10 protein-coding genes are annotated in these 12,105 nt (G+C 41.7%); 1 reads left to right on the top strand and 9 read right to left on the bottom strand.

Annotated features, from left to right (window positions below; translation table 11 throughout):
• Window positions 1–198 precede the first annotated feature (198 nt).
• The 5 genes from V7K55_RS23950 to V7K55_RS23930 all read right to left on the bottom strand — a co-directional run bounded on the left by V7K55_RS23950 (window position 199) and on the right by V7K55_RS23930 (window position 6,391).
• Window positions 199–786 (bottom strand): type IV pilin-like G/H family protein, encoded by a 588-nt coding sequence (locus V7K55_RS23950; RefSeq protein WP_334835216.1) that lies wholly within the window; start codon window positions 784–786, stop codon window positions 199–201.
• A 238-nt stretch (window positions 787–1,024) separates the two neighbouring features.
• Window positions 1,025–3,871 (bottom strand): DEAD/DEAH box helicase, encoded by a 2,847-nt coding sequence (locus tag V7K55_RS23945; protein WP_334835214.1) that lies wholly within the window; start codon window positions 3,869–3,871, stop codon window positions 1,025–1,027.
• A 301-nt stretch (window positions 3,872–4,172) separates the two neighbouring features.
• Entirely contained in the window at window positions 4,173–5,372 is a 1,200-nt protein-coding gene (locus tag V7K55_RS23940) for a hypothetical protein (RefSeq protein ID WP_334835211.1), read from the bottom strand.
• Between the two features lie 3 nt (window positions 5,373–5,375).
• Entirely contained in the window at window positions 5,376–6,155 is a 780-nt protein-coding gene (locus V7K55_RS23935) for a DUF559 domain-containing protein (protein WP_334835209.1), read from the bottom strand.
• Between the two features lie 68 nt (window positions 6,156–6,223).
• The gene (locus tag V7K55_RS23930) at window positions 6,224–6,391 is read right to left on the bottom strand and encodes a CopG family transcriptional regulator (RefSeq protein WP_334835207.1); all 168 of its coding nucleotides are present in this window, start codon (window positions 6,389–6,391) and stop codon (window positions 6,224–6,226) included.
• A gap of 431 nt (window positions 6,392–6,822) precedes the next feature.
• Between V7K55_RS23930 and V7K55_RS23925 the strand changes: the two genes are divergently transcribed.
• A complete protein-coding gene (locus V7K55_RS23925) occupies window positions 6,823–7,089 on the top strand; it encodes a hypothetical protein (protein WP_334835205.1) in 267 nt (88 codons plus the stop codon).
• On the opposite strand, the gene V7K55_RS23920 is transcribed toward V7K55_RS23925, so the two are convergent.
• From V7K55_RS23920 to drmA, 4 genes are all read right to left on the bottom strand, one after another.
• Entirely contained in the window at window positions 7,090–7,287 is a 198-nt protein-coding gene (locus V7K55_RS23920) for a hypothetical protein (RefSeq protein ID WP_334835203.1), read from the bottom strand.
• A complete protein-coding gene (drmC, locus tag V7K55_RS23915) occupies window positions 7,266–8,066 on the bottom strand; it encodes a DISARM system phospholipase D-like protein DrmC (protein ID WP_334835201.1) in 801 nt (266 codons plus the stop codon). Before drmC ends, V7K55_RS23920 begins: the two co-directional genes overlap by 22 nt.
• The gene (locus V7K55_RS23910; protein ID WP_334835199.1) at window positions 8,063–9,937 is read right to left on the bottom strand and encodes a DUF1998 domain-containing protein; all 1,875 of its coding nucleotides are present in this window, start codon (window positions 9,935–9,937) and stop codon (window positions 8,063–8,065) included. The genes drmC and V7K55_RS23910 overlap by 4 nt, the downstream gene beginning before the upstream one ends.
• Window positions 9,934–12,105, bottom strand: a 2,172-nt coding sequence (drmA, locus tag V7K55_RS23905; RefSeq protein ID WP_334835196.1) for a DISARM system helicase DrmA, incomplete at its 5' end; no start/stop codon positions are given. The genes V7K55_RS23910 and drmA, both read right to left, overlap by 4 nt.

Below are 12,105 nucleotides of genomic sequence, written 5' to 3'. Positions count from 1 at the left end.
CGGGACAATATGTTTAAAAACATGGCACAAGCTCAACGTTTATGTTCTTTTGGACTAGACACACTCAAGCAGCTTTTTAGAATGAAATAGCCCTGTTGCCATAGCAGCTTCAATTTTGGCAAGTATCATCAATATAGCAGCATGATTATGAATCCGATAAATCCTCCTAAAAACGCCATTAAATGTTTGCATACTGTTTTATTTGATACTTTCAAAACCGATAGGGCAGCTAAAATTACCTTGTTTAAAAATAGGTCGGGGAGGGGAAGCTAAAGTCTGTTTTTCGGAGCGGCACATTATTGAAATAGTAATTTTATTTTTTTGCTCGTAAGCAACTGCACCTATCAGGCTGTTGAAGCCTTGTTTGGTCAGTCCTAATTGAAATACATCAGTTGGGAATTCTTTTATCGGAGTTGCATATATAAATGACTTATCCTTACTCATGTCTACGGTATATCGATAGCGGCTTGTAGCTGTTGGTGCATCTCCATCTCCAAGTTCTAACAACCTATAGGATTGAGCAAAAGCTGATTTCTCTGAGAAATATGCTTGTTGTGCCTTAATAAATCTTCCAACTGTAGCTTTACTGCTATCACCACACCCACAGCTTGGTGGAACTCGAATAAACATAATCGGAATCCCAAGTAATAATCCTTCAGTTCCAATAATTAACAAGATTTTTTTAAAGATATTGTTGCTATGGCTTCTTGGCTTATTTACATCAGACATATACAAATTTAAAACTAATAGTGGATATTTCATAAATAGCCGCATTTTACCCTTCATTGGGATAGTATTCCTACTGAGTTAAACTGTTTCAGGCAAAATGAGAAAATTTTGTTATCTTCATCAGCATGGTTGGACAGAGATATATTTAAAGATGTTTTTAAAATGAATATGAACTTGAGTGAAACAAGAGAATAGATACTTGTTGATAGAATGCCTATATTGGTATTGGGTCAGATGTAAATAAAGAGTGTACGATTTACAATACTTTGCCAAAAACAGAGGTAAGTTCAAGAGTTCAAGATGGATTTTGGGAATTGAGCCTTACTTGACTAATTGCATCCAATAAAAACAAACCCACATCTTTATGCAATGGTTCATTATGCTGTGGACAAGCTGTTGAATGCAGGCATCTTGGACAACCAGCTTCACAATCACATTCGGTTGCTAAAGCATAAGATGCCGCAGCAAATTTTGTGAAGTCGGAGAAAATAGCTTCTGCTGCCCCATTCCCACCTTCACAGGTGTCAAAAAAGTAACCAATGTTCCTGCTTTCTTTTTGTATAGCCAATTCATCTACATCCAAACTGGAGGATAAAACTACCAGAGGTACAGCTTTAACTATCTGGTGTTGAATACTATGCAGTGCTGTCATTTCAGCAGTGCTACTCCATAATGATTGATAAAGTTCTGGAATCTCACCTCCATTAGCGGTCATAATTTCTTGTTTGTATTTATTGACAGTTATTTGTAGCGCTTTCTGTAACGGCTCATTTAACTCTACTAGTACGCAAGGTGCTTGGTATTTTGTGACGTATGGCTCTGAAAATGCAATTTCTTTTTGAAGTTTTGTCACTTCTGCTGCACTCAGCGCCTGCTTACACAATGAACAGCTTTTTCCTTCAAGTGGTTTTTTATAATTAGCGCAACGTTGATTTTTACAAGTCATTCCGTAGGTACGCTTCATCAATCTATAACCAATAACAGAATTCGTAATTTCTCCCCAGACAAGAGTTAAACGTAAACGAGCATCTTTGATATTAGTAGGGATAATTTTAGATCCTGCCAAGGTAGAAAGTGGTTGAATATCTAATTCTGACTCCGCTTCAGTAAATAAATCTGTATCTTTTCCTAGAAATGTTAGTATTGCTTCTCCTTTGTCGGAATTTAGGCTTTCACTACGGTATGCTATTAATTGACCACTTTCATCTTGCACCATATATATGGCTTCGGGAAATACTTCTCGATGGGCTAACGGTAGCGACATACTCTCTAGAATTTCGCCCGTATGTTTATTAATTAGAGAAATTGACCTTTGAGTGCTGCTTCTAATATTAATTTCTTTATGAGGATAGCCTCTTCCCCAGAGTTTCCCATTACCGCTTAAGAAAATTTTGTTTTGTTGTAAAAGAGAATCTGCCACTGCACCGGCTGTTTTTCCAAAACGAGTATTCAGTTCTCCTAAAGTTAAACTACTTTCAATGCAACCACATTCTAAATGTTTACCTAAAATGGTTGGATAGTCAGGGTTAAATGCGGCAGATTCAACTTCTCCTGATAGCAACTTTTGATTATTTCGAGCGTAGTATACATCGATCGGGTTTTGTCCTAATGGCAGATAAATCACTAGCCCATGCTGTTTACGTCCGGCTCGACCAACTCGTTGCCAAAATGACATTAGGCTACCTGGAAACCCCCGAATTAGACAGCAATCTAGTTCGGGTAAATCAATTCCTGCTTCTAGGGAAGAAGTTGAAATAATTACCTTGATTTGTCCACCTTGGAGTTTTTGAATAATCTCGCTACGGCGATCGCCCGTTAAGGAACTATAGAAAACTGCTACCCTGCTGGTTAAATAACCCAATCCAATGCGTTGTGTTTCTCTTTGGATTAACCCAAGTAAACCTTTGACAGCTGCACGAGAGTTACAAAAGACAATCCCACTCAAGTTATGCTGTAACCAGGAAATCACTATTTTAGTAGCTTCAACATTAGCTGCATTGTTTGGAGCCAGAGATAATAAGGTACGTCCTTTATAGGGAGCGCCACTATCCTCAATCAGGTGTAATCTTTGGGGTTGATGGGTTCTGCCGCTAAACCGCAATGCCATATCTTGAGGATTTCCGATCGTGGCACTAGAACAAATAAATTGCAGCCTTTGGGAATTACCACCAACTGCATCAACTGCTAACCTTAGTCGCCGCATAAGATTCGCAAAGTGTGCCCCAAAAGCCCCAGTGTAGGTATGGCTTTCATCAATTACACAGTAGCGCAACTGTCTTAAAAACTGTCGCCATCCTTCTCCCTCATCCCGACGACGCACATTATAAAGATAGTAATGCAATAAATCGGGGCTAACTGCCAAGATGTTTGGAGGGTTGGGGATAAAAAAACGCTGCCGTTCAGTAGCTGGTGTATCTCCTGTCATCAATGCGAGTTTAAGACGAGTGTTAGGCATTGCCTTGACAAGCGACTGCAATTTTCGCATTTGGTCAAGAGCTAATGCTTTAAGTGGAAAAATGTACAATGCTGTTGTTTGCGGTTGCTTAATACACGATTCCAGGATAGCCAAGTTGTAGCACAGCGTCTTTCCGCTTGCTGTAGGCGTAGTGATACTCAAGTCAAACCCAGCACGTAACTTTGTTAGAGCTTCTAATTGGTGAGAATAAATCTGAGTGATACCGTTATTCTGCAACGCTAAACGTAAAGCAGGTGGTAAATCGCCCGGTAGGGGGTGAATTATTCCTTGGTTAGCATTTTTGATATCTATCGCCCTAATGCTTGCAATCAGTTCTTGCGCTACAGACTGAAATACTACCTGGGGGATTTGTTGAATATGCTCCGTAATTGTTGTGGCTGCGGTGTTGTTCTCTTCAATAAATGTTGCCGAAGATACTAAGTTGGCGTTACTTGCTTTAATTGATCCCAAAGCTAGAGCCTGCTCCCAATCGACAAATTGGGTTGGCTTAACTTCTTCTACAAACTTGACAATCAACCGTCTACCCAATAATGCCATTACCTCCCCAACTCCATACTCCGGTGAGTAAACATATCTACCTGCACTTAGCCATTCAGGAGGTTCTGGAACAGTTTGGTTGGCGGCACGGATAATTGCGGCGTAATCGGTTGGTTTAAAGTCAGTCACAAATTTATGTTTCTGCTAGCAGTAAATTATTTGTTACTGACTCTCAGTATAAACGTAATAAGTTTACTCTGGCATTTTTGCTAGATTGCTATTAACGACAAAAAGACGCAATCTGTAGTCAAGTTTAAGTTACGATATTTATAGTATTAATTAAATCAATAATTTTGTGTTTACTAAGGGATAATAACATATTCGTATCCCAAAGCTTAAGAAAAAGTAACCGAAGAAGCAAAATTGGCTAATTTATTTTATACATAATGAATTACTTTGTTTTCAAATATAGGAAGAGGAGCTATCGCACCTATAGCAATGGTCGTTTAGGACATTTATCTGTTTTATGTAATTCAAATTTTGTAGTTTTAACTTTTGCACTGCAATAAGGACAGCTTACTAATGAAGATAAAGTTGTATTGTTTGTTGGTGGCGAAATAGATAAATTTAAAGCGCGATGTCTTGCTCTTGCAGCCCCACGATTCTGAGCGCGGCTATTCGGCTTCAATGCAAGAGATATCTGTTGCTGTGTTTCAATGAGCGAATTGTCATGTAATCCTTTATTTTGACTTTGACAAGGATAATTATTTCGTACCCTTTTAGCTGCCATATCTATTGCCTCAGCTTCTGTCCATTGTTTCATAAGTTGTAGGTCTGTAAAGCTGGCAAACTGATTTAAAATCGAGTTATTTTCTGTAACTTGAGCAATGACTTGGGCTATGGTCTTGCAGCAGCTTTGGGGATAACAAATAACTTGTTCTTCACTAAAGCGAATCACAATCCACTGTTTAGCTAAAAAAAATCTGTTGCGATTACTGTCTTTCCAAGCTCCACCAAAGTGAGTTGGTGCGCCAGTGTGATAAACGTAAGGTTCATCTATCTCAATATCGATGTAAAGATTCAACCCTTGGTCGATGTATGCAAAATCAGGGGTGTATGGGTGCGGAAATTCAGGAATTCTAAGAGTTAGCCTAGTGTGAATATTTCTAGGAAAGTATCGGTTGAGATAATTTCCAAATTTAGCTTCTTCAGGATTTGTTGTTGCTGCACTGCCATTGCCATCATGAGGTACAGTTTGTCTCAATATTTCTAGTAACAGCTTGTAGCGAAACTCAGATACTCCTTCACGACTCTGGCTGACTTTTACTTCCTCCTCATGCTCTCGTTTCTTTTGTTCGTACCCTTTCAACTTTCTAGGATAGCCTGCCACCTCATCGTCATGCTCTCGCTTACGCTGGGGATAAGTGGTGATTTGATGCCATGCCTGGGCTGCGATCGCTCCTGCTGCTGCCAAGAATAATAACCATCCTGGTATAGATGTCAATTGAGAAACGACAGGGATAGTGGGAATAGCAACTGCTGTTTCCACTGCTATCAAAGTGTTGTTTACTTTCTGGGGCTTTGTCCCCGGTTTCTGAGGTAGCGGTTCTGAAAATATGGGTACTGGTGGCCGCGCTGATTTCGCTCTCTCAATTCCCACAGGAATCAAAATAATTGGGTATTGACTCATAAATTAGACTAAAAACATATTCAAAAACTCAATTACAACATTTTCAGGTTGCTCAAAGCACTCTTTAGCTGCAAACCTAACTGTAGGAATACCTTCTCGCAATAGCACCCTATCTCGCACATAATCTCTGGTTATTTGTAAAGATTCTTGATGGTGATTACCATCTACCTCCAATATCATGCACTTGCCCTTATAAAACGCCAAAAAATCAACTTCAATGCGTCCCGTAAGCCAACCGCTTGCATCAGATATAGGAGAACCTTGTCGCCCAATTCGACCCCGCGCATTAGCAAAGAATAATACACCTTTGTTATCGAGTTCTTCAGCAATTTTGATTTCGGATTTGGAGCGAAAGTACACTCCTCCCCATTCGTACAAAGGGTTTACATCAGTCTTAACTTCTCGCCCAGAGTCAGTTTCATTATATGGCGTATCTTTTCCCGGTACAGTCAAGGCACTTCCGCGAGTAAACTGTTCTACCTGCCCTTTGTAAGAACTATCAAAAAATAATCGCCACCAGTGCTTAGTACCATGTCCATCACGCTGGTCTGCATAAGCTAGGTGTAAATGTTCATTAATTTCTACATAGTATCCAGGTGTAGTTTTTGAATACAAATACCTGTTAATTTTTGTTCTTAAGTTTTTATCATTGTCATTTTTTCTAGAGATTACAACTAGTAAATCTAATAGCTTACTTGTCTGCAATTCTAAATAATACGGAAGTTTTCCCCCAATCGGTACAATAGAATTACCTTTGACTTGATGCTCTATTCCCTGAACCATTTTAATTCATCATCTCTATTGCTATTTTTAGACGTAATGAAAAATGAACAAATATCTCAGTCTAGCTATTATTTGTTATCTTGAGAGGGTACTTCTTCAACAGTCAAAGAGCGAATCAACTCTCGAATCACATCGGTTGCTGGTCTACCAGTCATTGAGCAGTATTTTTCAAGCTTCTCTGATTCACTTGATGCCAAATTGATTGTAAGTCGTTTAGTCGCCCATTTCTTATTCACTGATTTAATCAACTAAAATTGAAACTATTTCTCTAATATCAATCATTCAAACTGTTATCACAATGATAAAAGTAATGATATTAGCCTCAAGAAGCTGTAAAGTAAACACTAATAAGTGTAAAGCCGTAGTGAAGAGTTTAAATTTAGTTTAAGTGATGAAGATTAAGTAATTTAAAGGCAGCAATTATGAGTAGAACATAAACTAAAAGTTTTTCTATAATTAAGCATTCAGTGTAAATACATGGTAACTAGCAGCTTATCGACTGGATTGCTAGAGGCAATTTTGAACTAATCTGAGTTGAGTTTGGGAGAATAATACTTTAGTTAAGCCAAGCAAGATAGCCTAACTGCCTGTTGTAGGCGATCGCTATCCTTTTAACTCATTAGCACAAGGCTTTACACCAACACGGCTGCTATCAATCCAATAGCCAATGTCAGGGCGACTAGTGATAATCTTGGGTGCTTCAATAATCTCTGCGAGCGCCAACGGTATCCGGCGGAGCGTAAGCCCATCGCATATACGTCTGATTGATACCCAGATTTACTTTCTCAGCACACGATCGCCAGCAGCCATATCTTTAGCGTGTGGCCAGCCAAGGCATCTGCTCGAAGTCGCGGATGCCTTCAATGATGCGGTAATACTTGGGGTTTCCCTGAAAGAGCCAGTATGCCATATTGGTAAGTTAATTAATTTTTGATTACTCGTCTTCATCTGTAACATCGCTAAATGATGAATCATCCACAGCCAATAAAGGCTTGCCCATAGCAGCTTCAATTTTGGCAAGTATCATCCGTTGACGCGATGCCATGAAACCCTCAAAGTCATCCTTTCGTAGTGTTATTGCATCGAGAATCAAATGTGGACATAAAATAGTTAGACTCCAGGAATTCGACATAGAATATTTCTTGTAACCAAGCTTTCAAATTGCATTTGCAAAGCAATAGCCGTTACTGGGTCATTAAGTAATACACCAGCTTCGATATTACGCTCGTGAGCCGCTTCTGTAAAATTGGCGGAGGTTACAAGCACACGCTCCTGATCTACAACAACGCATTTGGCGTGTAAACAAGTTTTTGATTCCACACCCACCGCCAGCGATCGCGGATCGTGGAATACTTCAGGTAGTCTTTTTCCGGGCCAAATATCTTGGCGAAAAGTACTGGCAAACTCCCGCAGTAAAGTAGATGTTGGCACTTCGCTGTTATGCGGTCGATTAACGTTAAGAAACATTCGTACATTTAATTCTGGGTTTAAATCCATTCGTTCTGCCAGCACCATAAATAACTCTCGTGCTTTATGTCCCTTATCGATAGCAAAGCTGGAAATCAAAACACTTGTTTTGGCAGTACTAAACAACTCACGCACAACAACGCCAGTATCGCGGCTTTGAGAACCAGCAATTTCTGGGCCAGTCCAAACCAAGTCAAGGCGATCGCTCACAGCTTGAGATGTACTTCGTTCTTCTGCCAGCAATCGCAGCGTATAAGCAATATGCTGAGAATGTATGCCGATGACATTAAGGCGGTTGAGTTCATCAACAATGTCTTGATTCAAAGCTGCTGGGATGTAGTTCGCTACATTGGATGTGGAAAAGGGCGGGGAAAGTCTGCCAGTTTCCAAAGCGACTGCCAAATTAACGAGGGCTGGACGGCTCAGGTGGAGAAAAGCCATCATACTCTCACATCCTCAAAAAATTCTGCCCCTGGCCCTTCAACAGTAGCAACGACCAATGCCCTGTCAAGAAATTCATTGCGTCGTTCGCAAGAAGTTTCAGCAATGAGTAAACAGCCATGACAAGCAGCACCATGTAAAAACCTATCCTCTTGTTCGGCATCTGGTTGATGCTGGGCGCAAACTGGATCGTTAGAGCAAAGCCTTCCCATCTCCAGTGCAACATCCAAATGGTATTCAATCCGGTTTCCTACTTGTACCAGTCCCCCTAAAGTCCCTTCCGAGCCAGGAGAGCCAGTGTATAAAAGAATGCCATAACCAGATTCGCCAGCATAAATGCGTTCACGAATTGAACTAGCAGCATAACCACATTCCAAAGACACAGCCGCAATCAATAGGTGTGAAAGGGAATGCAGCATAATGTAAGGTAATCCAGGGAACTTAGCTTTCTCCGGGGCAATTCCTTTTTGTTTGCGCCAGATATCGAGGCCCCTGTCTAATCTCTTTCCCCGTTGCTGCACTGCATCCCGCTTGAGCCAATTATCAATAGCTTCTTTACGGAAAGCAATGAACACGCCTTCACCTCTGTTTTCAATTGCCGGCACCCAAGTAGGCTCAATATCAAGAGCAGCTCGCCTGACTTGAATATCTAAATCACCGTCAATATCAGGCATAATTGCCTCAAAGCGGGTAAAGCCAATTTGGGCGGTAACTTCCTTAAGTCGGTGTACCAAGACAATGCTCTCTATAACAGATAGTAATTTTGGTTTGATGTTATCTAATTTCCGCGCACGAGCATAAAAGTCACTTTCTGGTACATCTTCTCCGACTTCAAAGGGACTAGATAGCAAAGTCTCGATTTCTACTTGTTTAATACCCTTGTATTGCTTACCTTGCCCACCCTGTCTGCGCTGGATTTCGGACCATACTGCTTCATCACTAAATCCTTCTAAAACAGCAGCTACTTTTTGTTTCCGGCGTTCTTTTTTAACTTCATCGCTACTTTCTGCATACTGAAGGAAGTCTTCATAAACTGAATTAACAGCCTTTTGCAAAGCATCATCCGAGTCTGGTAGAGAAATGACACTGAGAAGCTGAGAAAAGTAAGCATTGCTGGCAGAGCGAACCAAAAGCCGATTATATTCTGGTTTCCCTGTTGACTCAGAAATGCAGAGTTCTTGGGCTTTAGGGCCGAGCCAAGGGCGATGTCCTTCGCACTTTCCTAAGACCTTGCCATTGGGTACTGTTGCATCTGATAACTGACGACGACCTTTGCAAGCTTCACAGCGCACAAAAATATCAGCAAAATCGTTGCCAGATCCGCCCTCATCAAACCATAGCTGACCTCGACAGTTAGTTTGAGACTTTTCGTGGACAAAACCACGCCAATCAATATCTTTGATGTGTCCATTAACACAAGCTTGTACAAAGCGCACAGGTACAACTGGCACTTTCTTTCTGTCAGCATTGAGATATTTACCAGTTACCAAACTACCCCAAGGTAGTAGAGGACGTGTCCGGTAAACTTTGGCATTGGGCGCTGCTTCATTTGGTTTAGGCCAAGTTTCTTCTACTTGAGCAACAAACCAAGTGGGGAAAGCAAAAGCTGTAATTCCCGTGCGAGATGCTTTCGGGTCTTTCTCGTCTACAGGTGGGGCATATAAGGCAATATCATTAACCCCTAAAATATCAGCCACTCGTTCCTTTAGTCGGTCTTCGTAAATACGCTTTTTGTCGCCATGCCAGTGGTTGAGTCCGCCAATTAGTATGGAATAATCGGGTAAGTCCACCATTGCCCCTGGGCCAAAAGTAGATAAAATTTGGCTCTGTCGAATTTCTCCAGATGGAGGACGTTTTTTGTTAGATTTACTCATTTTTCTTCTTCCTCCACTTCAAAACCGTCAGGATTGCGAACCCATAAATTAACTGTTGGTTCAACATCGCGTAAACTGCGTTGAGCTTTGAATTTCCGTTCTTGTAGTGGTTTTTTTTCTAATTCCGGGTCAAGTGGGTCAAATAAGAGGGGCGGTGCTTCCCCAACCTCACGCTGATATTGAAGGTTAATTTTTTCACCAGCAATCCTTTCCCACAAATCTAATAAATCCTGAACTCGACCCCTAACTTTTTGACGAAGTGTTTCAGCATCGGCACCATCAAGTTCTTTGTCGTGCATTTCTGCTCGTTGTGCGATCGCATCGATGACAAAATTTAGCTCGTTACGGTGCTGAAGAATATCAATCGCTCGGAGTGGTGCTGTCATCCCAGAATGCCCCAAACGTGCCAAAGCAACGGTAATCGCAGCAATCCCTCGGTCAATTGCACGCGGAGAGAAGGGTGTAACACTGGTAGCTTCTACTGCCCTATAGAAAGTAGCGTGCCAAGCAAAGAAGCGTTCATAGTGTGAGCGATCGCGCGGTCGGTGAACGTTGAGTAATGTAACAACTAATCCGGGTCGGTCTTCATCCCGTCCCACACGACTGGTAGCCTGTATGTATTCTGCGGCTGTTTTGGGTTGACCGAGAACTACCATTAAGCCCAAGCGGGTAATGTCCAGACCAACAGAAATCATATTGGTGGCTAACACTACGTCAACACGTTCTTTTTTGTCAAATGTTGATTCTAAACGGCTTTTGGTATCTGCAACTTCACTTGTGCTAACACGAGAGGTCAATTCTTCTGGTTCATCGTCAATTTTACGGTCTGCAAACAAACCTGAAGTTTTCCCAACTCGTTTACGTTGGCTATAACGAATCAGACGAGAGTTGACTTCATCTTCGACAATACGCCGACTTCCACCAAGTTCACGCAGCGAATTAAAATATCCCAGCAATGTCATGTAAGGATCTGCTGGATTATCGGGGTTTTTATCGCCGCCTGCTGCTAACCATTCTTTCTGTGCTACTCCCAGCAATGCCAGATAAGTACGTAATAATACTACCTTCAAACTTCGCCCTTGGGCAGCAATTCCTACATAAGTTCGAGCATTCTTCTCTTCGGCAGGTACTGTCTTAGCAAAAAATGAATCGCGTCGGTCTGGGCCTGGTGGTGGAAACACATCGACTTCATTTCGCCCAAACAATGCTTGAATCTGCTTGGTTGCCCGTCGTACTGTCGCAGTTGAAGCTACAATCTTCGGGCGGATTTTTTGACCATTTATCTCTCGACTGCATAAAGCATCAATTGCTGTTTCGTAAAGCCCTACCATTGTCCCTAAAGGGCCAGAAATCAAATGCAGTTCATCTTGAATAATTAAATCTGGCGGTGGCAGATTGCCATCAAGTGCTTTACCTCTACCTGGATAAACAGGGCTGTAAAAACCATCTTTATCATGACGTTCTACACGTCCAAATAAAGCACCTGTTTCTCCTACCCAAGGCAAACTCGCAAATTTATCTACTGTGGCAATCATAAAACATGGCAACCGGCGATAAATCGGTTCGTCTACCGCTAACACTGGTAAAGGGCGATCGCCTCTAAATTGACAACGGCGATTAGTGCAACTTATACGCAAGTCTATTGGCTGGTCAGGATTGGGCAATAGTTGAAATGAATTGCGGGTGAATTTAGTTCCGCACCAAGGACAATCCTCTAAGGGAATGGGTGAAGGTTTGCGATCGTTATTTAAGAAGGCAATGGTACGCGAACGGGCGCTATTTTCATCATTGTCTCCTTTTTTGCCCATCCGGTTAGGTGTGGCTGCTTGCCCTACCCACAATCCAATCTCAAACGGCCATTTCCCTAATTTCTCTACATCCTGTTCCCGTTCTAACTCTAGGGCGCAAATCATCGTTGCAGCCCGTCCCAGTTGGTCAAGGGTCAGGAGGCGCAGTGTGTAGCGCATCAGTACACTTAATCCCGCAGAGTCGATACCGGGATAACGCAGCCGTCGTAATACAAGTGTAAAAGCTGCCAATCCCAAATAAGCTTCAGTTTTACCACCGCCTGTTGGGAAGAACAGTAAATCTACCAGTTCTCGGTCTGAATGTTCGGGGTTGGCGATCCCCACTAAGTTCATTAACAAGAAAGCTAGCTGAAACGGTCG

The organism is Nostoc sp. (assembly GCF_036919895.1).
Lineage (GTDB): Bacteria > Cyanobacteriota > Cyanobacteriia > Cyanobacteriales > Nostocaceae > Nostoc.
This window is presented reverse-complemented; position numbering and strand designations above follow the sequence as displayed.

Bases quoted from the DNA above. Each gene is read 5' to 3' on its own strand.
- V7K55_RS23940 (WP_334835211.1), bottom strand. From the start codon at position 5,372: ATGAGTCAATACCCAATTATTTTGATTCCTGTGGGAATTGAGAGAGCG.
- drmC (WP_334835201.1), bottom strand. From the start codon at position 8,066: ATGATGGCTTTTCTCCACCTGAGCCGTCCAGCCCTCGTTAATTTGGCA.
- V7K55_RS23925 (WP_334835205.1), top strand. From the start codon at position 6,823: ATGTCAGGGCGACTAGTGATAATCTTGGGTGCTTCAATAATCTCTGCG.
- V7K55_RS23910 (WP_334835199.1), bottom strand. From the start codon at position 9,937: ATGAGTAAATCTAACAAAAAACGTCCTCCATCTGGAGAAATTCGACAG.
- V7K55_RS23920 (WP_334835203.1), bottom strand. From the start codon at position 7,287: ATGTCGAATTCCTGGAGTCTAACTATTTTATGTCCACATTTGATTCTC.
- V7K55_RS23950 (WP_334835216.1), bottom strand. From the start codon at position 786: ATGAAGGGTAAAATGCGGCTATTTATGAAATATCCACTATTAGTTTTA.
- V7K55_RS23935 (WP_334835209.1), bottom strand. From the start codon at position 6,155: ATGGTTCAGGGAATAGAGCATCAAGTCAAAGGTAATTCTATTGTACCG.